Origin of the sequence: Neobacillus sp. GCM10023253, from assembly GCF_042653105.1 — a bacterium.
Classification (GTDB): domain Bacteria; phylum Bacillota; class Bacilli; order Bacillales; family Cytobacillaceae; genus Neobacillus; species Neobacillus citreus.
Genome location: NZ_JBHSHV010000023.1, coordinates 1 through 24,221, shown reverse-complemented (window position 1 = coordinate 24,221; position 24,221 = coordinate 1). Strand labels below are relative to the sequence as shown.

19 protein-coding genes and 1 pseudogene are annotated in these 24,221 nt (G+C 38.1%); 15 read left to right on the top strand and 5 right to left on the bottom strand.

All coding sequences use genetic code 11. From position 1 onward, the window contains the following. Positions 1 to 508: 508 nt before the first annotated feature. Both ACFPA1_RS22475 and ACFPA1_RS22470 read left to right on the top strand, forming a co-directional pair. A pseudogene (locus ACFPA1_RS22475) lies at positions 509 to 835 on the top strand (redoxin domain-containing protein); the annotation flags it as partial. Between the two features lie 390 nt (positions 836 to 1,225). After that, positions 1,226 to 2,308, top strand: coding sequence for a hypothetical protein (locus ACFPA1_RS22470; protein ID WP_378585771.1), 1,083 nt, complete (start codon positions 1,226 to 1,228; stop codon positions 2,306 to 2,308). 355 nt (positions 2,309 to 2,663) lie between these two features. Here ACFPA1_RS22470 and ACFPA1_RS22465 read toward each other — a convergent pair whose 3' ends face one another. Further along, entirely contained in the window at positions 2,664 to 4,523 is a 1,860-nt protein-coding gene (locus ACFPA1_RS22465; RefSeq protein WP_378585768.1) for a histidine kinase dimerization/phosphoacceptor domain -containing protein, read from the bottom strand. Between the two features lie 186 nt (positions 4,524 to 4,709). On the opposite strand from ACFPA1_RS22465, the gene ACFPA1_RS22460 reads away from it, so the two are divergent. From ACFPA1_RS22460 to ACFPA1_RS22420, 9 genes are all read left to right on the top strand, one after another. Beyond that, positions 4,710 to 5,297, top strand: a complete 588-nt coding sequence (locus tag ACFPA1_RS22460) for an ANTAR domain-containing response regulator (RefSeq protein WP_378585766.1) — start codon at positions 4,710 to 4,712, stop codon at positions 5,295 to 5,297. 500 nt (positions 5,298 to 5,797) lie between these two features. Beyond that, positions 5,798 to 6,745: an ABC transporter substrate-binding protein gene (locus ACFPA1_RS22455; RefSeq protein ID WP_378585764.1), complete on the top strand. Its 948-nt coding sequence runs from the start codon at positions 5,798 to 5,800 to the stop codon at positions 6,743 to 6,745. A 77-nt stretch (positions 6,746 to 6,822) separates the two neighbouring features. After that, complete coding sequence (locus tag ACFPA1_RS22450) at positions 6,823 to 8,316, top strand: sugar ABC transporter ATP-binding protein (RefSeq protein WP_378585761.1); 1,494 nt, start codon at positions 6,823 to 6,825, stop codon at positions 8,314 to 8,316. 2 nt (positions 8,317 to 8,318) lie between these two features. Next, the gene (locus tag ACFPA1_RS22445; protein WP_378585759.1) at positions 8,319 to 9,305 is read left to right on the top strand and encodes an ABC transporter permease; all 987 of its coding nucleotides are present in this window, start codon (positions 8,319 to 8,321) and stop codon (positions 9,303 to 9,305) included. 35 nt (positions 9,306 to 9,340) lie between these two features. Then, positions 9,341 to 10,453, top strand: a complete 1,113-nt coding sequence (locus tag ACFPA1_RS22440) for an alcohol dehydrogenase catalytic domain-containing protein (RefSeq protein ID WP_378585757.1) — start codon at positions 9,341 to 9,343, stop codon at positions 10,451 to 10,453. A gap of 41 nt (positions 10,454 to 10,494) precedes the next feature. Further along, complete coding sequence (locus ACFPA1_RS22435) at positions 10,495 to 12,033, top strand: FGGY-family carbohydrate kinase (protein ID WP_378585754.1); 1,539 nt, start codon at positions 10,495 to 10,497, stop codon at positions 12,031 to 12,033. A 95-nt stretch (positions 12,034 to 12,128) separates the two neighbouring features. After that, on the top strand, positions 12,129 to 12,839 hold the full coding sequence (locus tag ACFPA1_RS22430; protein WP_378585752.1) for an L-ribulose-5-phosphate 4-epimerase: 711 nt from the start codon (positions 12,129 to 12,131) through the stop codon (positions 12,837 to 12,839). An 18-nt stretch (positions 12,840 to 12,857) separates the two neighbouring features. Further along, complete coding sequence (locus ACFPA1_RS22425) at positions 12,858 to 13,649, top strand: Cof-type HAD-IIB family hydrolase (RefSeq protein ID WP_378585750.1); 792 nt, start codon at positions 12,858 to 12,860, stop codon at positions 13,647 to 13,649. Positions 13,650 to 13,804: 155 nt separating this feature from the next. Then, positions 13,805 to 14,269 (top strand): DNA-binding response regulator, encoded by a 465-nt coding sequence (locus ACFPA1_RS22420; protein ID WP_378585747.1) that lies wholly within the window; start codon positions 13,805 to 13,807, stop codon positions 14,267 to 14,269. Positions 14,270 to 14,672: 403 nt separating this feature from the next. Here the strand turns inward: ACFPA1_RS22420 and ACFPA1_RS22415 are convergent, their stop codons facing one another. Then, a complete protein-coding gene (locus tag ACFPA1_RS22415) occupies positions 14,673 to 14,846 on the bottom strand; it encodes a hypothetical protein (RefSeq protein ID WP_378585744.1) in 174 nt (57 codons plus the stop codon). A gap of 376 nt (positions 14,847 to 15,222) precedes the next feature. Between ACFPA1_RS22415 and ACFPA1_RS22410 the strand changes: the two genes are divergently transcribed. Together ACFPA1_RS22410 and ACFPA1_RS22405 are read left to right on the top strand one after the other, a co-directional pair. Next, a complete protein-coding gene (locus ACFPA1_RS22410) occupies positions 15,223 to 17,793 on the top strand; it encodes an OmpL47-type beta-barrel domain-containing protein (protein WP_378585741.1) in 2,571 nt (856 codons plus the stop codon). Positions 17,794 to 18,036: 243 nt separating this feature from the next. Continuing rightward, entirely contained in the window at positions 18,037 to 18,354 is a 318-nt protein-coding gene (locus ACFPA1_RS22405; RefSeq protein ID WP_378585738.1) for a DUF378 domain-containing protein, read from the top strand. A 189-nt stretch (positions 18,355 to 18,543) separates the two neighbouring features. Here ACFPA1_RS22405 and rluF read toward each other — a convergent pair whose 3' ends face one another. Together rluF and ACFPA1_RS22395 are read right to left on the bottom strand one after the other, a co-directional pair. Next, positions 18,544 to 19,320 carry a 23S rRNA pseudouridine(2604) synthase RluF gene (rluF, locus tag ACFPA1_RS22400; RefSeq protein ID WP_378585736.1) on the bottom strand — a complete coding sequence of 259 codons (777 nt, stop codon included), beginning with the start codon at positions 19,318 to 19,320 and terminating at the stop codon, positions 18,544 to 18,546. A 498-nt stretch (positions 19,321 to 19,818) separates the two neighbouring features. Then, a complete protein-coding gene (locus ACFPA1_RS22395; protein WP_378585733.1) occupies positions 19,819 to 20,295 on the bottom strand; it encodes a PAS domain-containing protein in 477 nt (158 codons plus the stop codon). Between the two features lie 307 nt (positions 20,296 to 20,602). Between ACFPA1_RS22395 and ACFPA1_RS22390 the strand changes: the two genes are divergently transcribed. Both ACFPA1_RS22390 and ACFPA1_RS22385 read left to right on the top strand, forming a co-directional pair. Continuing rightward, positions 20,603 to 20,959 carry a nucleotide excision repair endonuclease gene (locus tag ACFPA1_RS22390; protein ID WP_378585730.1) on the top strand — a complete coding sequence of 119 codons (357 nt, stop codon included), beginning with the start codon at positions 20,603 to 20,605 and terminating at the stop codon, positions 20,957 to 20,959. Positions 20,960 to 21,043: 84 nt separating this feature from the next. Continuing rightward, positions 21,044 to 22,000 (top strand): TRM11 family SAM-dependent methyltransferase, encoded by a 957-nt coding sequence (locus tag ACFPA1_RS22385; RefSeq protein ID WP_378585727.1) that lies wholly within the window; start codon positions 21,044 to 21,046, stop codon positions 21,998 to 22,000. 126 nt (positions 22,001 to 22,126) lie between these two features. On the opposite strand, the gene ACFPA1_RS22380 is transcribed toward ACFPA1_RS22385, so the two are convergent. Continuing rightward, entirely contained in the window at positions 22,127 to 23,560 is a 1,434-nt protein-coding gene (locus ACFPA1_RS22380; RefSeq protein ID WP_378585725.1) for a purine-cytosine permease family protein, read from the bottom strand. Between the last annotated feature and the right edge of the window lie 661 nt (positions 23,561 to 24,221).

The following is a 24,221-nucleotide window of genomic DNA, read 5'->3' as shown; positions in this document are numbered from 1 at the left end:
CCCCATAAAAATCTCTATACCTTAATTATACAAAAAAGACTGCCAGCAAACCCGAAGTTTTTCGAATTTGTCGACAGTCTGAGCCCTTTTCATTGAAAAGGGCTTTTGAATCTTTTGAAGGGTTAATTAGAAAAAAACTTGGATAATGTTTCATTGGTTCGTTCATTCTAATAAAAAAATGGGGATGAATATTATGGGATTTTTAGAAAATCCACTAAGGAGGAAGAACTAATGGCAAATTAAAAATTAAAAATAGCGGGTATTTAGACCCGCTCCAATCTGAAAATCCAAACGGTTTTTTAAATTTATAAGAAAGGAATTAAAAATGCGAACTATAATTATAGTCTTGTCCTTAATTTCTTTTCTAGTATTATCAGCATTTGGACAAAAGACGCTTACCGAACCAATCACTTTATTAAATCACGAACAAAAAGAGGTAACTTTTCCTTTAGAAAAACCAACAGTATTCTTTTTTATAACAACGTATAAATGAACTCTCTGTCAGAAGCAACTGGTTCAGTTGCATAAAAATATTAATAAATTAGATAAAATGGATATTGAAATGTTTGTAATTAGTAGTGATACACCAGAAGAGCTACTTTCATTACATAATAAATTGGAGGAAACTTTTGGATATAGTCTCTCCTTTATTTCTGATCCAAAATTTAAATTAATTGGCAAAATGGGAATGAAGAAAGATGGTGTGGCTTATAGAGGTTATGGAATGATTGATAAAGAGGGGAATGTTATTTTTAATACCAAAAATGATCATTGGGGAGAGCAAATAGAGAAAACAGTTGAAAAGATTAAAGAAGAATATAATAAACTAAAATAAAAAAATTAGATTTGGTTCTCTAACATGAAGATAATCCGAACAATATGATGCTTTACGTCTTTATTTTATCCACATAGACAAGGAAAACTTGAAAATGTAACGGGAATAAGCGAAACGATAAAATCAAACGCTCAGAGTAATATTCTCTGAGCGTTTTGAATTAAAACCCTTTAAATGTCCTTCTTCAACTCCCATTACCGCAAGAAGTAAATGTTTCAGTGTTCACTGACAAATATAAAAAGCTACATCTCTAATTTTTTCATCAGTTTCTGACTTGAGCATTTCTTTTTCTTTTTGTATAAGAATAGAGCGTATCACCTTGCATGTTTCAAGCATCAGGGCGGGACAGGCACTTGTTATGTTAGAATGGGAGAAAATGGTGGTGAACATATGGATCCTTTAACAGAAAGAGAAGTTAATGAAATTCAAAATACATTAACTCCTAAACAGAAAGAATTCCTAAGTGAACATCTCAAAAGAAGTAAAAAGAGTAAATGGCTAGAGATCCTTTCTCATAAGAAAGGTGTTACCTTATTCGAAGGAATGACAGAAGAAGAGGTAGAAGAAGAACTGGATTCCTGGGTGCTCAGAGAGATATTAGACGGTGGTTTTGGGAACAAGCCATACCGCTGTGAATGCGGCACTCCATTAAGATATCAGTATATCGTTTTACATACGAAAGAGAAGAAAATCTATAAATTAGGAGAAACCTGCCTAGAAAACTACACCAACTTATCCCCGGAAATCATAAGCGATATCAAAAAAGGATTCCATACCATCGATTTAGAAAGAGATGAAATCCTTATGAAATACCTGAATCAGCAATTTTTCTCATTAGATAAATTTCGTTATATGGAGACGTTGCCGGAAGAGATCATTAAGCAAGTTGAGGTTGGTCTTCCCCTTACCGACCGTCAAATTCAAACCTTGTATCAAATTAAATCTACTTATGACAAAGAGGTACAGTTCCAAAAGGTATATAACCGCTTTAATGATTCTCAGAGAAAAGTATTTGATCATTTGGCTCCCTGGAAAAGAGAAGAGTTACTAGGAAAAATGGCGGAAGAAGAGTTCATCGAGGAAGATCTACCAGATGACTTCCATAATGAGGAGATTAAAGCATTTACGGACGTGGGATTCCCACTTCTTGATGAGCACATCATGAAACTATCAGAGTTCCAGGTGATGAAAAGACAACAGAAAATGTTAGTGCTGCAAGCGGAACGTGATAGGGCTGCTACGATCATACCTAAAATGACGTATGAGGAACTTATGAATAGACATTTAGATACTTTAAAGAAAGTCCGAAAAAAGGAAGATGACATTCCTCGAGGATTAAGACAAGATTGGGATAAAATCCAAAACATGGTGCGTCAATCAAAAAACAATGAAGAAATAGACTATGGTTCGTTTAAACTCAATCTTAATAATCTATTATTCGCCCTTAAAATTAAGCCGGATCCTTATTTGTAGCATATTTTAAGATGAGAAAAAAACTCTAACAGTATTCAATACTATTAGAGTTTTTATTTACAAATATTAATCTACTGGTATTGTGCCAGTTCATTTTGGTTTTTCTAAGTTATTCTATACCAACTAACCAATAATGTTCCAAAAACGCTATCCAATCGCTCCGTGTTATTGCCATCCCAAAATGCCCGAATGTTGACGGTGTTGCCTGTCCAGGAAAGCCAATGCCTGTCACTGCGCGTAATTTGTTATATTTTGTCCACATTATTCGGGTGGTGACACTTTTTTTATATGCTTTTTTGGACTTCTTATTGCTATTATTCGGGGGAGAGGGGGGCAGTGGAACCGATAAATGTTTTTACCAATGTAGAAAAATACGCTCGGTTGGTAATTTGATTTCAACGATTGTATTTTCTTTTTCACTTTTAAAAGTCATTTCCCCTTGAAAGTCGCTGGCGACAATTCCTTGCAAAATAGATAATCCAAGACTATCTACTTTTGTGATATCAAAGTCTTCTGGAAATCCACGCCCATTATCACGAACTGATAAGAAAATATAATCATCGAACCGTTTGCATTGAATATCGATCATACCTGATTCCATTTCTTTAAAGGCATGTTTAAAGCAATTCATGACTAACTCATTAATCATAAGCGCAATAGATGTAGCTTTGTTATACGGGATCAAAATATCATCCAAATCTAAATGGATCTCAACTTTTGGCTCATCATTAATGAGACCTATAATCGCTTCAATAATTTGTTTAACGTTAATGATACTTCTTCCTAATTTGTCTTTAGAAAGAAGATTATGGACGGAAGCAATACTTTTGATTCGATTAATAATACTATCCAATAAATCATCAATGGATTGATCAGGGGTATTTTTTACAAACATTTTTTGTAATGATATCAAGCTTACAACCGATTGAAGATTATTTTTTATACGATGATGACTTTCTTGTAATAAGGCCGATTTCCCTAATAATCTTGTATCTTCAATCGCAATGGCAGCATGGAGAGCTAAAGCTGATAAATGTTTAGACTCCTCTTTCGAATGAACATAAAAGTTTTCGTAAGATAATTGAATGATCCCTGTGACTTGAGATCTAATAAAAACAGGAACACAGATAATGGTTTTTACGTTATCGATCTTTTCAAACAATGAGTCGAATTCGTGATCATTTTGATTGGCATAAAAAATGTCTTTCCCTTTCGCGATTAATAAAATGGCTTCTTTTGTTAAATGGGCTTTTATGTTTTTTTTATTATTGAATTCAAAATCATCAATCGTACTCCAGGTGGACTCATCGATTAGTTTAATGGAGCAGCCATCCGCATTCATGACACGGGTGGCTTCTTTCGCTAACAGTAATAATACATCTTTTAGCTCATATTCCGATGTCAGAAATTCTGCCGCTTTAAAAACAGCATCAAGGACGCTTTTTGTATCGTTATCATCATCATTAAACCTATCGTTCTCTTTAAAATTGTAATCTTCAATCTTCCTTAACAAACTTTGCGGGTCACTTTTTGCTTTGTCAGCTGGCATTTCATCCGTAATGGTCCCCTTGGAAAGAATCGATATTCGATCAGCAAGCTTTAAGGCATCTTCCCATTGTTTCGTGATATATATAATGCTTCTTCCTTCTTCTTTAAATTGCTTCATGGTATTGTATAGCTTTGTTGCATTTTCAGAGGACAGTCCCTCCATCGGTTCGTGCATGATAATGACTTCAGGGTATTGTAAGAACGTGCGGGTTATATAGACAAGTCGTCTTTCTTCATCTGATAAATTTCGTACCTTGGTTCGATAATCGATGGGGAAGTCTAACTTTTCTAAATAAATTTTTGACTTACTCTTAATTTTACGCCAATTGATAAACGGAAGAAATCTCATTGTAGGTATATTTCCTAAATTGAGATTTTCCGCAACGGAGAAGTTGTTAATTAATGACGGCTTTTGATGTAATATGGCAATTTTATTCTTGTTGTATTTATTTTTTTTAAGGCTCTGATCCTTAAATCTTAATTCACCCTGCGCATTTGGATGATCTAGTAAATTTTTTATAGACTCGATCAATACTTTTTGTTCGGAGCTGTTTTTGACAATGATTGCATGAATTTCTGAATATCTTAAATTTAAATTTATATTTTTTATATATCCATCAGGGGTATTATTTGTAACGTTTCTACATTCAAATATAAATTTCGACAAGATTCTGCCTCCACCTTTTATTTAATACTATTATAATCATAAATCATCTTCATCTGAAGTCTAAGAAATTTTTCCAATCAAAGTATAGATTTTTTTAAAAACGATGTTACTATAGATAGTATATGTAAATTGGGTAACGCTTTCATTTAAAGGTTAAAGTAAAGATCAAATGGATGGTGATGATCTATGAAAAAATCATTACGGATTTTACTTGCTGAGGATGAATTTTTAGTTTTAATGGGGATTAAGTCCTACGTCGAGAAGCTGGGTCATGAGGTAGTTGGGACCGCTACAGACGGGTTGAAGGCAGTAGAATTAGCGCTAGAAACAAAGCCGGATCTCGTCATTATGGATATTAATATGCCAAATCTCGACGGTATCGATGCGATTAAAAGGATTAATGAAACCCTATTTATTCCCAGCATTATTGTCAGCGGCTATCATGATGAAAAACTAATCAATCGAGCGACGGAAGAAGGAGTACTCTATTATTTACTAAAGCCTATCGATATTGGGGATTTAAAGATTGCTATCAATATTAGTTTATCTAGGTTTGAAGAATTTAAGAAATTACAGGATGAGCTAGACAGTACGAAGAATGCATTGGAAGCACGCAAACATATCGAAAAAGCAAAAGGAATCTTAATGGAGAGAATGAATTTAAAAGAAGCAGACGCGATGAAACGACTGCAGCAAATGAGCAGGGACAAAAATAAAAAACTAGTCGTGATCGCAAAAGAACTTATTGAAGCAGATGCTTTATTTCATTCTTAAACGGTTATCATAAAATGTCGAGTATTCGAAAAATTTGCGCTTGACTCTTACAATCTGTGAAACTATAATGAACATATAGTTACAAGAATGTAATATTTCATTCGAATTCTATACTCATGTGTGGTATAGAATAATGACATTTCAAAATTAAATACTTTAAATTTTATGCTTACGGCTGGTATAAAATTTATGATGGCTATGGGTGCCTTATATACGCAATTTTTATGTTTTTTTGAAAACATAATGACTGCGTTTATAAGGCATTTTTTATTTTTGCGTGTATATGAAAACGCGTTCAGGAGATGAACGACATTTGAAAGGGGTGATATTCATCATCAATTAGATATTCAACAGTATTTTTATGAAGAATAAAAACGAAGAGAAAATCCATAGGTCATCGTTTCCATCCATTACGATTATCTTTTGAATTTTGGAAAACGTTTTATATTCTTCTTAAAATAACAAAGGTTTTTTTAATAAAAATATGGGGTGAATAAAAAATGAAAAGACTGTCAAAACAAATGTTTGCGCTTTTACTAGCATGCATCATGCTAGTAGCGGCCGGCTGTTCGAATCAAAGCAGTAGTGCTGCAGGGGAGAACAAAGCAAAAAAGATAAAGATCGGTATGTCCTTCCAGGAAATGAATAATCCTTACTTTATTTCCATGAAAGAAGCCTTGGAAGATGCTGCAAAGGAAATTGGGGCAGAAGTTGTTATTGCAGATGCTCAGCATGACGTCTCCAAACAAATCAATGATATTGACGATATGATTCAAAAGAAAATCGACATTTTATTAATTAACCCTACAGATAGTAAGGGTGTAGAATCAGCAGTTGTTGCAGCTAAAAAAGCTGGTGTGATCGTCGTGGCGGTTGACGCACAGGCATCAGGTCCAATCGACTCCTTTGTTGGATCCAAAAACTATGATGCTGGTTATTTAGCAGGTAAAAAGATGGCTGAGGATTTAGGTGGGAAAGGTAAAGTTGCAATTCTAGATGGTATTCCAGTAGTACCTATCCTTGAACGTGTTAAAGGCTTTAAAGCAGCGATTGCTGAGAATCCTGGAATTGAAATCGTAAACACTCAAAACGGTAAACAAGACAGAGCAGAAGCAATGAAAGTCACAGAGAATATGTTACAAGCTAATCCAGATCTAAATGCCATATTCAGTGTAAATGATGAAGGTGCTCTAGGTTCTCTAGGTGCAATCGAAGCAGCTAGTAAAAATGTATCACTTTATAGCGTTGATGGTCACCCAGAAGCTATTAAAGCCATTTTAAAAGGCGGAGTCTTTAAAGCTACTACAGCACAATATCCAAGAGACCAGGTGAGAATTGGTCTAGGTATGGCATTATCTAAACTTTGGGGAGCAAAAGTAGTGCCTAAAGAAGTTCCAATTGATGTTAAATTACAAACTAAAGAAAACGCAAAAGGCTTCAGCTGGTAATTGTCACAATCGGGCAGGCGTTTACATGATGGGTAAACGCCTGCTCCAAAAAAATGTAAGAGGGGAAGGTGATTGCTATGGATAAAGTATTAGAAATTGTGAATATAACGAAGGAATTTCCCGGAGTTAAAGCCCTAAAAGGCGTCAGTTTCGATATTAGACGCGGTGAGGTTCACGCGTTAGTTGGGGAAAATGGGGCGGGGAAGTCTACACTCATGAAAATTCTTTCAGGTGTTTATACCCCGACAACAGGTGAAATTCGCTTAGATGGCAAGGAAGTCATTTTCCAAGATCCTAAGCAAGCACAACAGTTAGGAGTCAGTATCATTCATCAAGAGTTTAGTTTAATTCCCTATTTGAGCGGTGTGGATAATATTTTCTTAGGACGTGAAAAAAGAAAAGCAAATGGACTATTAGACAGAAAAAAGATGAGAAAAGAAGCAGAAGAAGTCATGAAAAGGTTAAATGCAGATATTGACCTGAACAAGCCTGTCGCTCATTTGAGTGTCGCAAACCAGCAATTTATTGAAATTGCTAAAGCCATTGCCATTGATACAAAGGTATTAATTTTTGACGAACCGACGGCCAGTTTAACTGGAAAAGAAATTGATAAATTATTTGAGTTAATTGAGAAATTGAAAGCTGATGGTGTAACCATTATATATATATCGCATCATTTGGACGAAATCCTCAAAATGTGTGATCGAATGACGTGTTTGCGGGATGGGGAATGGGTCGGCACCAGAGAAATAAAGGACGTTACAAAGCAGGATATTGTAAAAATGATGGTTGGCCGTGAAATTGTCAATGCGTTTCCTGATAAGCCATCACATGAAGGCAAAGAAGAAATGCTGTTGGAAGTGAAAAAGTTAAGTAATAAAAGTATTACAGATATTCAGTTTTCATTGAAAAAGGGGGAAATTATCGGTATTGCCGGTCTTGTCGGATCTGGCAGAACCGAGACGGTAAGAGCGCTAATTGGCGCAGACCCTGCAAAGGAGAAGGAAGTATATATCAACCAGAAAAAGGTCGATATTAAAAACCCTACTGATGCCTTGGCACATGGGATCGCCCTCATTCCAGAAAGTCGAAAGACTCAAGGTCTCGTCCTCAATATGACGATAAAAAATAATATTAGTTTACCTATTTTAAAAGAACTTACGGGCTTTTTTGGAGTCATTAACAAGGAAAAAGAAGATTCCCTTATTGATCAATCGATTAAAGACTTATTAATCAAAACACCAAGCAGCAGGCAAATGGTCAAAAATTTAAGCGGCGGGAATCAACAAAAGGTCGTGTTAGCAAAGTGGCTAAATACGGACTGTAAAGTATTAATCTTTGATGAGCCTACCCGTGGAATTGATATTGGTGCTAAGGAAGAGATTTATAAGTTAATGAGAAACCTGGCGGATAAGGGGCTCTCGATTATTATGATTTCTTCAGAATTACCGGAGATTTTAGGGATGAGTGATCGAGTTCTCGTCATGCATAAAGGAAAAATAAAGGCAGAAATCGATGGAAGAAAAGCTGATTCTGAAAAAGTAATGTATTACGCAACGGGTGGTGTTTAGGGATGAATGATGTAAATGTCCAGAAATTATCTTATCAATCAAAAGTATTTAACGTTAAGGAAACGTTTAAAACGCCTGAGATGTTAACCTTACTGGGATTCCTTGTCCTATGTGCATTCTTTAGTTTTTCTACTACACAGTTTTTAACGGGGGAAAACATCTCAAATATTGTTAGACAGGTCTCCATTAACGGAATTTTAGCTGTTGGTATGACCTTTGTCATATTAACAGGCGGTATCGATTTGTCGGTCGGTTCTGTGATGGCGTTCACCGGCACAATTATGGTGGGCATGATGATCAACATGGGAATGCCGCCAATTGCAGCTGTTTTAATTGGGATTGTTTTAGGTGCGGTGCTTGGTTACATTAATGGTTTATTTATTGCCCATGCCAGAATTCCAGCCATCATTGTTACATTAGCGATGATGGAGGTTGCCCGAGGAGCTGCCTTGCTTTACACAGGCGGGTATCCGTTATCTGGAGTATCAAAATCTTATGCTTTTATCGGAAGAGGCTATCTGTTTGGTGTTATTCCAATGCCTGCCGTGATCATGATATTAGTGTTTATCGCTGCTTATATCATCTTAAATCATTTGCCAATTGGCCGATATATTTATGCTATTGGCGGTAATGAAGAAGCAGTTAGATTATCGGGTGTTAAAGTTAAAAAAATTAAGATCTTTGTTTATTTAGTCAGTGGGATTACGGCAGCCATCAGTGGTTTAATTATGACCTCAAGACTTTCTTCAGGCCAGCCGATGGCCGGAGAAGGATATGAATTGGACGCTATTGCTGCCGTTGTATTAGGTGGAACAAGTATTGCCGGCGGCCGCGGACATATTTTTGGAACCATCCTCGGTGCCTTATTATTAGGGGTTTTAAGTAACGGGCTAAACCTAATGGGTGTATCCCCGTATGTTCAACGTGTTCTAAAAGGGGCCATTATCGTCGCAGCCATCTATTATAGTAGTTTCCGTCAAAAAGATTAACCTTAAAAAAATTAACCTACAGGGAGATGTTAGAAATGTCAGTAGTACCAGAAACAGTAAAAGAAGTTGGAGTGTCAGCATTACCAGAAACAATGAAAGCTGTTGTAGCACATGGCCCAGAAGATTACCGTGTGGAAGAAGTAGCTACACCAAAAGCAGGTAAAGAGGAAGTCGTGATTAAAGTAGAAGCTTGCGGAATTTGCGGCAGCGACCTAAAGGCATTCCATGGATCACAAATGTATTGGGGCGGAGAAGATCCTTGGATGAAAGCACCGGTTATTCCTGGTCATGAATTCTATGGCATCGTCGCCGAATTAGGAGAAGGCGCTGCTGAAAAACATGGACTTCAGGTGGGTGACCGAGTTACGACTGACCAAATTAACCCATGCGGGAAATGTAAATTCTGTACAACAGGAAAGTACTGGATGTGTGATGTTCATAATATTTATGGATTTCAAAAAGATGTCGCAGAAGGCGGCTGGGCTGAATATATGAAATTTAGCAGTACGGCAAGAATTTATAAAATTACTGATGGTGTAACCGCTGAAGAGGCAGCCCTAGTAGAACCAATGGCATGTGCTGTTCATACCGTTCAAAGAGCATCGATTGAATTTGAAGATGTGGTCGTGCTAGCAGGTGCAGGTACACTAGGATTATGTATGGTCCAGCTCATTGCTTTAAAAACACCGAAGAAATTAATTGTTTTAGATACGAATAAGAAAAGATTAGCAACAGCTAAAAAGCTTGGGGCGGACATGGTGATTAACCCTCTAGAAGAAGATGCCATCAAAATCGTGAAGGATTTTACAGAAGGATATGGCTGTGATGTCTATATTGAAGCAACTGGACATCCATCTGGCGTAACACAAGGTTTAGAGATGATTAGAAGACTGGGCAGATTTATCGAATTTAGTGTATTTGGCAGTGAAGTTACAACGGACTGGAGCGTCATCGGTGACAGGAAGGAACTCGATCTAAGAGGCTCTCACTTAGGTCCATACACGTACCCAGTTGCCATCGACTTATTTGAGCGCAATCTATTAACTGCTGAAGGAATCGTTACACATACTTATAAAGTGGAAGACTTTGCAGAAGCAATGGAAATGGCTCATCATCCAGAAGCCATCAAGGTATTATTAAAGCCCTAATGAGGTTACTAGAATAATAGATTCTTATGAAGGGTGATAATATGGATTACTTAATTGGTGTTGATATAGGAACTTCAGGTACAAAAGCAGTATTAATTGATCCAAACGGAAAAGTGTTGGCACATAGCTATAAAGGCTATGAAGTGGAAACACCAAAGCCTTCCTGGGCTCAGCAATGGCCTGAGCCTTGGGAAGAAGCCGTTAATTTTACAATAAAATCAGTGGTTGAAAAGTCAAATGCCGATCCGGAAAAGATTAAAGGTGTTGCAATCAGCAGCTTGTACGGTGGATCTGGAATCCCTGTAGATCAAGATATGAAACCATTGGCACCTTGCTTAATTTGGATGGATCGACGGGCTGAAGAAGAGGTAAAGTGGGTTGAGGAAAATATTAACTTGGAAGAGTTATTTGAAGTAACAGGAAACTCCGTCAATTCCTATTTCGGATTTACGAAAATTCTTTGGATGAAAAATAACTTACCGCAGGTTTGGAATAAAATTCAGTACTTTTTACCGCCTGCCCCTTATATCGTTTACAAATTAACGGGAGAAGTGGCGGTTGATTACTCTTCAGCAGGAAACATCGGTGGCGTTTTTAACTTAAGGGAAAGAAAATGGTCAAAGGAAATGGTCGATAAATTAGGAATTCCTTTGAGCTTTTTCCCTGAAAGACTCGTAGAATGTACAGAAATTGTTGGCGGAATCACCGAAGAAGCGGCTAAGAAGACAGGCTTAAAAGCAGGCACTCCTGTCATTTGCGGCGGCGTAGATGCTCCGGTTGCTACCATGGGTGCGGGCGCTCTTGCTGAAGGGAACCATGTAGCGATGCTCGGAACCTCCATGTGCTGGGGTTTTATTACCAAAACACCAAACTTATCTCCAAATCTAGTAAGTATGCCACACTGTGTGGATTCCAGTGAGATTATCTATACCTTTGGAGGAGCTGCAACTGCGGGCGCAATCTTAAAATGGTTTAGAAATGTGATTGGTACGGAAGAAATAGCAGTTGAAGATAAATTGGGCATCAATGCTTATACCTTATTAGATTTGCAAGCAAAAGATATTCCGGCGGGATCTAATGGATTATTGGTTCTTCCTTATTTCATGGGTGAAAGAAGCCCAATTTGGGACAGCAGTGCACGCGGTCTCGTGCTTGGACTAAGCTTAGTTCACACGAAGGGTCATTTATATAAGGCATTCATGGAAGGCGTGGCCTACTCTCTTCGTCATAATATGGAAATGGTATTGGGAACGGATGCCAAGTTGGACAAAGAGCTGATTATCGTCGGAGGCGGCTCTAAATCTATGAACTGGCCGCAAATTTATGCAGACGTGACTGGTTATCCAGTTCGAATTATTAAAAACGATGTAGAGGCACCGCTGGGAGATGCTGTGTTGGCAGGAATTGCAACGGATATCATCACAGAGCCTAATGTCTTAAAAGATTGGTTGGATTTCGAAGAACCGATTTACCCCAATCCTGAAAATACGAAAGTATACGATCAGTATTATGAGGAATATAAGAATTTGTATGTAAGTACAAAAGATAGTATGAAGCGTGTAACAAAGATCAACCAATAGCATCTGCAAAAATGAAAAAGGAGAAGTAGGTAAAGATTATTTCAATCTAATCCAGCCTGCTTTTCTTTTTTTAAAAGAAGAACGGAGTGATTCAATTGTTAGAAGAACTGAAGAAAAAGGTTTTAGAAGCAAATCTACAGCTCCCAAAGCGAAATTTAGTTATTTATACATGGGGAAACGTGAGTGGCATTGATCGCGAGCTGGGGCTAGTTGTGATTAAACCAAGCGGTGTTGACTATGACCGGTTAAGAGCAGAGGACCTTCCTGTAGTAGATTTAGATGGAAATAAGGTTGAAGGTGAATTAAATCCATCATCAGATACAGCGACTCACTTAGAGTTATACAAAGCATTTCCCGAAATCGGTGGAGTTGTACATACCCATTCTCCGTGGTGTACGAAATGGGCACAGGCTGGGAAAGCAATTCCTGCCTATGGGACCACTCATGCGGATTATTTTTACGGTGAAATCCCTTGTACCCGGCCATTAACCCCGGTTGAAATTGCTGCTGACTATGAAAAGAACACAGGGACAGTCATTGTTGAAACATTCAAAGACTTAAATCCTAATTTTGTTCCAGGTGTTATTGTACATAGTCACGGACCTTTTAATTGGGGGAAAGATCCTTTAAAAGCTGTTGAAAATGCGGTCATTATGGAAGAAATCGCGAAGCTAGCTTACTATACCCAAAGCTTGTCCCCTGCAATTGATTCCATCGATGATTACCTTCTCGATAAACATTTTTTAAGAAAACACGGTAAGAATGCATATTATGGTCAAATTCAGGCTCAAGAAGTGAAGAACTAAAGGTAAGGAATGAGATTTATGCAATATAAATTGGTAGTCCTGGATATGGATGGCACCTTACTAAATAATGACCATCAAGTGTCGAATGCTAATAAAGAGGCCATTCATAGACTGAAGCAAGAAGGGACCAGCGTTGTATTGGCAAGTGGAAGGCCTTATGAATCCATCTATCCTTATGTTAAAGATTTAGAGATAGATTTACCCATTATTGCGGCGAATGGCGCGTTAATTAAAAATCCTGTATCAAACGAGGTATATTATTCTACAGGCTTACCTATCCATTTAGCTAAAGAAATCATACAATACGGGCAAGAAAATCAGTACCCAATTAGTTTATATTTTGACGGTGAAGTCCATACCTTTAACGAAAGTATGATCAAGGTACATTGGGAACTGGAAAAATTAAAGGCTAGAGTCATAAACAAAGTTGAGGAAGACAAAGATCTATATAAGATCATTTATGCAAATACTCCACCCAAAATCGAAGAAGCATTCAAACATTTAGAGCAAAAATATAAAGAAAAATTGTATATTACCCGTTCAGATGATGTTTATTTAGATGTAATGAATATTAACGCATCTAAAGGAAAAGCACTCCATCAGCTAATGGATAGGCTGAACATTTTATCTCATGAAGTGGTCGTTATGGGGAATAGTTATAATGATATAGCTATGTTTGAGGTTGCTGGTCTTGCAATAGCCATGGATAATGCCTCTCAAGAAGTAAAGGATGCAGCAGACTTTGTTGCTAAGTCTAATAACGATGATGGTGTTGCCTATGCGGTAGATAGATATATTTTGAATGTTTAAGAATTTTAACACTACCTAGCTTAATATTAATTTAGGAAAAAGGTAGCTTTTTATAAAAACAGCTGCAAACTAGTTGCGAATTCTTGGGGTCAGACCCTCGACACTTTAAAGCTTTAACTGATTGGTGTCAGACCCCGTTTTGTAGCTTTTTTTAATTGGATTTTGCTTACATTCGTCCCACCATCCGGATTTGCCTTGAGGTCGACGGGTATGGCCCTCACCTAAAGAACATAAGCAGATGGCAATTTTCCGACAACCTTGAACGTCAAAACCAGTTAGTGATTGACGGATGGACCGTGGTCCGATTTTCTTATGATCAAGTTAAAGATAAGCCACGTCGATGTCAACAGATTGTTCAGCAAGTGATTGGCCAATGGCTGGGTGATGAACTGGACCAGACATCTCTGTCCATTGTCGAAAAGGAAGTGCTTCGGCTAGCGATTCGAAAAGGAGAAGACTTATCCCCAAAAGAAGTCGAGAAGTATTTGAAGCTAAGTGATAAGACGGTAAAAAAAGTACTCACTCAACTAGTCGTTAAAAAGATGTTGATTCCTACATCTGGGATCAAGATGATCCGCTCATATCGGTTTGGGGATCATGTTAAGTACCCAATCAAATAAATAGACGGAAAAATTTCGCTTAATTACTAAATAAAATTAAAAATAGCTAAAATAGACGGAGAAATTCCGCCTATTGACTCGAAAAACGTAAAAATGGAGGATTTTGCTTTGCATAATCGGAAAACCTTCCCTTAATTACCCCGAAACGTGCTACTTTCTGCATCTAACCGAAAAATCTCCGTTTATTTTACTTTTGTTAGGCAGCGTTTCTTTGTTTATTACCATCAATAAGAAAAGTTATGAAAAGAAAAATTTAGTGAAAGAACAAGCATAGTAAATATCATATTTCATCAGAAGAATCCGCTCTTGTCGTGTCATTTTTGAAGGATTTTTGTAGAGTCTGCTACGACGGTACAACATATCAATTGATTCAAAGGGACTTACTTCAAAGTCAGTAACATCTTCACCATAATACTCGATATCCTTCAAGAACTCCATTATTGCCACACTCCTTAATTTTACCTATATATCTATAGCCTTTTGAGTCATCTAAGTAATTATCATAATTATCGGCAATCATTGTTGTATCTACAATACCATCTTCTCCGATAATTCGATTTTTAAGTGCAACGTTCAAGTTATTACCCCTTCTGTCTGAGGCTTTTTTACTCGTAATTATTGGCATAAGGAATCTTTACTCATGGAGATTTAATGAACTAAATATGGGGCGCAATTCACAGTGACCACCCATGCTGTGCGGTTATCGAATTATTAGTTCATGTTATCATTCCCTCTCGATCATCCATAAGGTTAATAGTACGCTTACTTTTCTATTATTCTCCATTTCAATGTAGTAGGAAGATTACCTTTAGATTCTTATTAAAGAACATTATTTTTAGAAATAAAGAACTTTTTGTGTACCACAACTGGATAAATAAGGTAAAATTAAGAGGTACATAATTTTTAAATGAAAGTGTGGGAGAGAATTGATTTTTTTAAGAAAAAGGAGAATTTTGTTCGCTAAGTTGACAACGCTGATTCTACTATTTTCATTACTAACCCCGGTGTCCAAAGGAATAGCAGCAGGTGACGTTACACCTCCAAAGCTAGCTAGTCTTTCCTTATCCGGAACTAGTGCTACTCAAGGCCAATCCATCAGGCTTAGTGCGGAAATACTCGAAGAGGAATCAGGGGTGGATGTAGCGTATGCCTATTATGATGGTCCAGTCGGTTATTCAAAGACAGTTTATTTATGTTTTAACCCTGAAACGTCAAAATATGAGGGTTCATTCGATGTATCCACGTATGATGGTGCAGGCGTATGGGAACTTTCATCTATTTATTTGAAGGACAAACAGGGGAACAAATATAGTATTTATAACAGAGAGACACCGTATCAGGGATCAACCTATGAATATAGGAATCTATCCCAATACAATATTGAAGTGTATGGGACTTTGATAGATGATATAGCACCAAGGCTAGGTGATTTATCTCTTTCTTCAACAAGTGCTGCTGGCGGAGAGTCCATAACAGTGTCAGCAGATATTATCGAAGAAGGTTCTGGGGTGGAATATGCACACGTAAGTTTTGTACCGCCAAACGGGGATAGTGAAGGCGGCAAAGGTATTGAGCTGACCTATAACTCCGAAACAGGAAAATATGAAGGCACATTTTATGCCGACCCTTATGATGTTCCTGGAATTTGGTCTATTGGCACCATCCAATTGGGTGATAAGCTCTATAACCATTATTATTATCGAAATGGGCAGACACCGACACAAGAAGATTACTACGAAGTAAGGGATTTTAGTGCATATAATATTGAAGTAGTTGGAACGGTAGGTGACCTTACAGCACCGGCATTAAACGGGTTTTCCGTTTCAAAAACAACCATCATGCAGGGCGAACAGGTGCAGCTATCGGCAGACATTGTTGACGATCTCTCGGGGGTTGATCATGTCTATGTTTCGTATAGTTTTCCTGTCGGCTATGATACTAAAGACGTAGAGTTAACCTACAATGCTGAAACTCTAAAATACGAAGGGATTTTTGAGACAAGCCCCAATGATCCAGCGGGCACCTGGCCGCTCTATTCAATTGAAACGGTTGATAAAAAGGGCAATTTTTACACGTACTATAATAGCAAGGATTATTCCAAAGGCAGTACTTTTGAACATAGGGATCTATCTCAATACAACATCCTTGTGAATGCACTGGATACCGTAGCACCTGAGACATCGCTGAATGTCCAGGGCCAAACTGGAACGAACGGCTGGTATGGTTCGGGCGTGACTGTTTCACTGACTGCTTCAGACAATGACGCTGGTATAGAAAAAACGCTTTACCGGATCAATGGAGGGGAATGGCAGCCATACACTGAGCCGTTTAGTCTCTCGGTTGACGGCACAACGGTCGTTGAATATAAGAGTATCGACAAAGCAGGCAATGAAGAAGATGTAAAAACCAGTACCATCAAAATCGATACCCAAAAACCGGAAACAAAAATCGGTGATATTCCTTCCTATCCGGTCAAAGTAGATGTGCCACTTTCCTTTCTTGCACAAGATGGAACATCCGGTATAGCACGGACAGAGTACAGAGTGAATGGCGGGAATTGGACCACCTATCAGGATCCGACGTATATTCGAACGGAAGGGACAAACACCGTCGAATATCGAAGTGTGGATATGGCAGGCAATGTGGAAGAGGTAAAAAGAGTGGAGTTCGTTATCGATAAAACAGCTCCTGCCACTACCACTTCCACGCTAGGAACTGGCTGGTACAACAGTGATGTAGAAGTAAGCCTGACTGCTGCTGATTCCATTTCGGATGTAGCAAAGTCCGAATACAGGCTAAACGGTGGGAGTTGGACTGCCTACAGTAGTCCGGTGAGGATCAGCGGGGAGGGTATAAATACCTTTGAGTATAGAAGTATCGACAAGGTTGGCAATGTGGAAGCAACCAAGCAAGTGCAAGTGAAAGTAGATAAAACGGCCCCGACGACCACAACTTCGGTTGGGGATGGCTGGTATAACAGTGATACAACTGTGAGCCTTGTTAGCAGTGATTCCCATTCAGGTGTAGCAAAAATTGAATTTAGGCTCAATGGCGGTGCATGGGCAACGTATACAGGCAGCATCGTTGTATCAACGGAAGGAATCAATACACTGGAATACCGCAGTGTGGATGTTGCAGGCAATACGGAAGAGATAAAGACAGCTCAAGTGAAAATTGATAAAACCAAGCCAGTGTTGAATGTTACGTTCAATCCGTCTGTCATCATTGGCAACACCGGCAAGCTTATAAATGTGAAGGCTGCTGTGGATGCCTGGGATGCTTTATCCGGTATTGCTTCGTTTGAGCTCGTGTCGATCACAAGCAGTCAGTCCGATGTCGTGAAGGGCGGGAAAATTCCTGAGCCGGATATTCAAGGTGCGGAATATGGAACGGCGGATACCGACTTTTATTTGAGGAATGAAATAAGCGGTTCGGACCGAATCTATACCATCACCTATAAAGCATTCGACAACGCAGGAAACTCAACAGTTACATCATCAACTATAATGGTGAAAAAGAAATAGAGGGGCAGTTCCGGGTTTAATAAACAAGTTTGATTTAGGACGGTAGAGGTTGAAGGGAGAAGTGTTACAGCACTTCTCTCTTTATTTTTATCCATTAATTTCGGGTCGTGACAGGCATGTATGAAACCTACCTTTAATAAAAATAATAATTTTACAAATAATGTACTTAAGGTGTAGACATTTCACCGAGGAGTATTAATTTGTATGTGAATAAAATGATCAAGCTGGAAAGGAGGTGTAATCATGAATACCCTGCAAAGAATTGCCTTAGCATTGACCATCATTGGGGCTATAAATTGGGGATTAATTGGTTTCTTTCAATTTGATTTGGTTGCAGCAATATTTGGCGGACAAGACTCTTTCCTATCAAGAGTTATTTACAGTCTAGTTGGTCTAAGCGGGTTAGTTTGTTTAACTCTCTTGTTTAAGCGATGGGAAGCGACGGATGCCAACAGAGAAGTGAACCGGAGTAACTATAGTGGGCAACCAAATTATGGAACTGAATTTGGTGAGGAAACGGACGTACCTGATCTTAGAAGTACTGCCAGGGAAAAGGAATAAAAAAGAAAATGAAGAAAGCCATGGACGCATGGCTTTCTTCATTTTCTTTTTGACTAGATTTCCTCAACTAAAGGCTGTTAGCAAAAGGTTTTCCAACGTGATGGCGAGGAGCATCAGCTGGTAGCATGGTTAGAGAATTCTAGCTTATTACAGCCGTCGGCACCATTCGGGTGGTGACAGGCACTTTTTTTACCATTCTTTTGGCTCATAATGAAGTTCGTTAAATAATTGAGTACGTTCTTTTTTGGATAAATCTCTCCACTGGCCAATAGGAAGGTTCCCTAAATGGATATTCATGATTCGTATTCGTTGCAGTCGACAAACCTGGTATCCCAAGGCAGAACACATACGTCGAATCTGCCGGTTTAACCCCTGTGTCAAAATGATTTTAAAAACATATTTAGAAAGCTGTTCTACTTTACAAGGCAGCGTTTTTGTATCTAGTATTTCTACACCTACTGCCATTCTTTTTAAGAACTCTGGAGTGATGGGCTTGTCTACTGTCACGATATATTCCTTTTCATGCTTATGTTCAGCCCGCAGAATTTCATTGACAATATCTCCGTCATTAGTCAGGAGGATCAGACCCTCTGAATCCTTATCCAGTCTTCCGATATGAAATATTCTTAATGGATGGTTGACTAAATCAATAATATTTCCTTTAATATGTCGTTCTGTCGTACTAGTAATGCCAACAGGTTTATTTAGGGCAATATAAACGTAATTTTTAGCCACTTTGACCGGATTTCCTCCAATCCGAACATCATCGCCTGGTTCGACTTGGCTTCCTAATGTGGCAACTTTTCCGTTAATAAACACTTTTCCTTCACTAATCAATTTATCTGCACCGCGTCTAGATGTTTTTCCAGACTCGGAAATATATTTATTTAATCGCAGGTTAGACACATCCTTAAAGGGAGATTGTGCTTTAAGAATACCCAACCAATCCCGTATTTTCAAGCACATATTAAATCTCATTTAGAAGAAAAGCGGGGAACGGTATCAAAAGTAAATGAGGTTTTTAGTTAAAGCTTCTTTCTAAGGTTGGTAGAGGCTAAAACATAATATGGGATTTGAAGAAGGATACCGGACCTTTATGAATGCTCGCTTGCAGGCAAGAACCTGAGAACGGTTGATGCTTATAAGAAGAAGACTGAAGGAGCAGGGTGGGTTTTAGTTTACCATTTCCGATAGATCAGATAAATAGACGGAAAAACTTCTCTTATTTTCTAAATAACTTTAAAAATAGCATAAATAGACGGAGAATTCCGCCTATTGACTCGAAAAATGCGAAAATAGGAGATTTTGATTTCAANGAGCTCCATTCTGCATTTAATCGGAAAAACTCCGCTTATTTTACTTTCTCTGGTTACTTAATTAGGAATGGAGATGAAAACGATCGTGATGATTATAAAAAAACACATTGAAATGGGAATTCAATGTGTTTTTCAGGCTTCTCTTTTATTATTTAGGCGTAACAGCTATAAATTCGTCAATCGTTTCAGGGGTATTTTTACCTTCTTTTCCTTGGAAAAGGTCGATATTAACGGTCACATCCATACAGCCAAGGTATTTTCCGTTTTCATCGCGTACTGCCATGAATTTTTGGTAAATTTGGCCGGTTTCACCCGTGCGTTTTGGGAACCAAAATTCCCATTCATCGCGCGCGCCCGAACGGAAATCATTTAACAATTTTTCAACGTGGTGAGCCACTTTTGGGTGAAGCTCAAGCACAGGGCGACCAATCGCTTCTTTACGGCGACCATGCACGCGGTTTGGATTATTTGAATACCAACGGAAAATATCGTTTGCATCGCAAAAACCCATTTCAAATGGCAAAAGGTTGATGATTGAATCCAAAGTGCTAGCTTTAATCGCACCAGTTTCAAAATTAATCACAGCTTCAGGACTAATTAAATCTGACAATTTTTCTTCAGACATTTAAAAAACCTCCTATATATAATCTCCGATTATGAGAAGAATAAAATAGTACAATTATTAGTGAGAAAAAAATCGGCCTCTTCTGGGTAATTATTTCCTAACTTCATTAATAATGATAGCATTAATAATGATTGCCAATTGTGATGTATCTCACAAAAGTTGTTTTTTGATAATAATTGTGAATGAGGGACTGAAAGGACCATCACCAAATTAAAATGCGATCCTATTCGTATGTTCATAAGTAAATGAGGTAATTTAATTCCGGTTATGATAATCTTAAGAGATATTAAACGAGGAAGTGAATGTAGTGATCAACATAACCATTCCAAAACCAAGTGTTACCATTACCAAACAGAATCAGCCTGAGTTAAGTAATATATATGGGTTTACTGATTTTCATCTTATCCCTAGAGATAAGGGCGGCATTTTTATGTTCTATAACAATAAACAAGAACTATTATTCGTTGGTAAAGCAAGGAAGTTGAGATCAAGAATTAAAAAGCATTTTGAGGATACGGTATCCCCAATCAAAATGCATAGAGATGAAGTCACTAAAATTGAAGTTTGTGTGATTGAAGACCCTGTCCATAGAGAAATATACGAAACGTATATTATTAATGAACTCAAGTCGAAGTACAATATAGACAAGGCGTTTTTTAGGTAAAACTTTATCAAGAGAGGCGATAGGTGCAGAATAAAAGCATACCTATTGCCTTTTATTATTTGAGAGATCGAAGGATGAGAACGATTGGATTGTAAACACGAAAAACTAACGACCTATATTTATACTTATGCCTGCTATGGGGATGAACGTTCATTGTGTGCTTTGGAAATGCGCTCATTATTTGGGGAGGAGTCACAAACAAGCATCTTGGAAAGCCATGTGAAAATTGATCCAAGTCGGAGTCCGTTTATAAAGGAAAGACTTGCTGTCATTTATGAGGGGCAAAGTCTTCAAAATCTCATCGAACAAGTAGCAGCCCTGCAAGTAACTGGGGAAACGTTTAAAGTGTATTATGTAAAAAATGGCGGGCAGGCAAAAAATGAAGAGAACGGCATTGAATACCGACGGGCAATTGAGAAGGAAATCGGATTACATATTAATGGTGAGGCTGATCTTCATCATCCGAAGAGATTATTTGGCGTTATGAATATAAACGGAAGATGGGTATTCGGTGATTATAGTAAAAGTGAGTCTGTTTGGTTTCGGCATCAACAGAAACCGCATAGTTATTCCACTGCGCTTAACACACGCGTGGCAAGAGCGATTGTGAATATTGCCATTCCAGATCCAAGTGGAATAAAGGCCATTGACCCCTGCTGTGGGATTGGGACCGTACTGGTAGAGGCCTTATCTATGGGGATTGATATAGTTGGGAGCGATAGAAATCCTCTTATTCTTGGTGGAGCTAGAGAAAATATCGCACATTTTTGGCTTTCTGGAGAAGTAAAATTGGCAGATATCCGAAATGTCACAAATCAATATGATGTAGCGATTATCGATTTACCCTACAATTTGTGTTCTGTCATATCGCCTGAAGAACAGCTCGAAATACTCCAATGTGCACGCAGGATTGCTAAGAAGGTCGTAGTAGTTACGGTTGAATTTATCGATAAAATCCTTATAAATGCGGGATTTACCATGATTGACCGCGCTGTTGTTAAAAAAGGGTCATTTACTCGTGAAGTAATTGTTTGTAAATAAGTCTTTAATCATTTATTAAATGGTTGCCCCAAACGTGAGGACAACCTGTTTTTTTAGGCAAGTGCCTGTCACTACCCGTAATTTTGTCAAATTCTCCTCGACAAGATTCGGATGGTGGGCACTTTTTTAATCAACTGGTACTTCTTGTGTGAATGTTGGCTGTTTTCTCTGTTTTTCTTTTTTATGTTTTACCTTTACTTCCTCAGACTCTTTACTGTAATATCTCCCCTTCGTATAGACAGCTATTACAATAGTGAGGAGTGAGGCTAGGATGGCTGCAAAGAAAGTGGCTGTATTTTGCAGGAACGTTCCCATATACCCCAATGCAGCAATCGTTCCAAAAACACTTGAGATAATTAATGGTGCAACCCCAACTGGATTCCATTTATATAATTTTTCCTGTCTCGCTTCATATTCTTTCGGTCCAATTTTAAGCAACTTCTTCACGACTAATGCATCTGTAACTAAAATGGCCGCCCATGCCATTAAAAGAACCCCTTGGAATGTCATGGCACTGCCTAAATAATCCAGTATGCCTCCAAGCATTAGTGCGATCGACAAGACGCCAGAAACAACAACCCAGAAGCGGCGACCAGGTTTGAAATGGAATACATTCTCGAAAAAATTGGACAGTGACAGGGAAGCACTATAAATATTTGTAACGTTAATACGTAATTGTGTTAACATCGTAAAAGCAACTCCACCTAGTCCAAGAATGGTGACAATATAAACCCCCGGATTCGATTCAGCTAACCGGACACCAAACCATATTCCAAGTAAGCCCATGACACCGAAACAGAAAATTTGCGGAATAAATCCGATCATAATGGATCCAAGTTTAATATCCCTTGGTTTAAGGAAACGCGCGTAATCTGACGCAATTAAGGCGGTTAATCCCATAATACCGTGCTGCATCCCGATACATAGAAGTAAACCTGTTCCACCTATCTGTACACCTTTTGGCATATAGGTCCAAAAGTGACCATCAAATTGAGACGGTAAATTGGCTGCAACAATGATGATGGTAATTAAAAATAGAAAGAAGATCGGTAATGACCATTTTTGTAATTTATCTAGTTGTTTAATACCAAACCAATTTAGCGGGATGACAATGGATCCAAAAACAATAATTAAAAGCCAGAGTGGAATTGCGGGGAAAAATGCATGTACTGCGGAAACGAGAATCATACCTTCAAAGGCGCAATACATAATGAAATTCGATGCGTATATTAATGAAGTTAACGAAGCACCAATGTAGCCAAACCCTTGCCTGGACATAAGGTTTACATTCATTCCTGACTTCGCGGATAAATAGGCAATCACCGTACCTAAGACTCCAGCAATTACGATGGCATAAATAGCTGAAATAATAGCATTCATTGCACCATACTGCAGGGCCATAACACTGCCTGTTTGAAAATAAAAAATTGCAGTGGCAATACCAAACGTTATGTTGGTTACGCTAAACCAACCCATATTCCGTTTTCCTGCCGGAACCTTATCAAATGTATAATCGTCTTTTCCTTCTTCTTGGAGACCTTTAGTTTGATCTACACTCATGTAATCATCCTTCCATGATGCTCCTTACACCCTACCTCCTTCTTGCAGTTTATTTTCACATTCAATCTACACCCTTCAAGATTGAATGCTTGTTTTAGGGGGTAATAGAATGTGTTTTTTTGAGCAAATTTTTATTTTAGAATAAGTAAATAAATCCGATTTCGCAGACTGCGTTTGTCTGCCACAATACTATTATATACACAATTAGTTTACATAATCAAGTGGCCAGGGGGAAAAGGACTTAATAAGCCCTTTAAAGAAGAGGGTTTTACTTCAAATTAACATATAAGCTCTATGCATTATTTTGAATAAAAATTCGGTATGAAAAGATGTTGATTCCTGTATCTGGGATCAAGGGGTTCCGCTCTTATCGGTTGGGGAATCAGGTTAAGCACCCGAGCTGATAAATAGACGGAGGAATTTCCCTTAATTAGAAAATAAGACTAAAAATAGCTTAAATAGACGGAGAAATTCCGCCTATTGACTCGAAAAACGTAAAAATGGGGAATTTTGCTTTGCATAATCGGAAAAGCTTCCCTTATTTATCCCGAAATGAGCACTATTCTGCATCTAACGGAAAAATCTCCGCTTCGTATTATAAGGTCAGCCAGATATTTCTGGTTGACCTTTTTTTATATGGTTTTATTATTACGGTAGCCGG

Coding starts and splice junctions, on each gene's coding strand:
- ACFPA1_RS22425 (WP_378585750.1), top strand. CDS start 12,858: ATGCAATATAAATTGGTAGTCCTGGATATGGATGGCACCTTACTAAAT.
- ACFPA1_RS22435 (WP_378585754.1), top strand. CDS start 10,495: ATGGATTACTTAATTGGTGTTGATATAGGAACTTCAGGTACAAAAGCA.
- ACFPA1_RS22445 (WP_378585759.1), top strand. CDS start 8,319: ATGAATGATGTAAATGTCCAGAAATTATCTTATCAATCAAAAGTATTT.
- ACFPA1_RS22440 (WP_378585757.1), top strand. CDS start 9,341: ATGTCAGTAGTACCAGAAACAGTAAAAGAAGTTGGAGTGTCAGCATTA.
- ACFPA1_RS22450 (WP_378585761.1), top strand. CDS start 6,823: ATGGATAAAGTATTAGAAATTGTGAATATAACGAAGGAATTTCCCGGA.
- ACFPA1_RS22455 (WP_378585764.1), top strand. CDS start 5,798: ATGAAAAGACTGTCAAAACAAATGTTTGCGCTTTTACTAGCATGCATC.
- rluF (WP_378585736.1), bottom strand. CDS start 19,320: ATGTGCTTGAAAATACGGGATTGGTTGGGTATTCTTAAAGCACAATCT.
- ACFPA1_RS22380 (WP_378585725.1), bottom strand. CDS start 23,560: ATGAGTGTAGATCAAACTAAAGGTCTCCAAGAAGAAGGAAAAGACGAT.
- ACFPA1_RS22470 (WP_378585771.1), top strand. CDS start 1,226: ATGGATCCTTTAACAGAAAGAGAAGTTAATGAAATTCAAAATACATTA.
- ACFPA1_RS22460 (WP_378585766.1), top strand. CDS start 4,710: ATGAAAAAATCATTACGGATTTTACTTGCTGAGGATGAATTTTTAGTT.
- ACFPA1_RS22405 (WP_378585738.1), top strand. CDS start 18,037: ATGAATACCCTGCAAAGAATTGCCTTAGCATTGACCATCATTGGGGCT.
- ACFPA1_RS22395 (WP_378585733.1), bottom strand. CDS start 20,295: ATGTCTGAAGAAAAATTGTCAGATTTAATTAGTCCTGAAGCTGTGATT.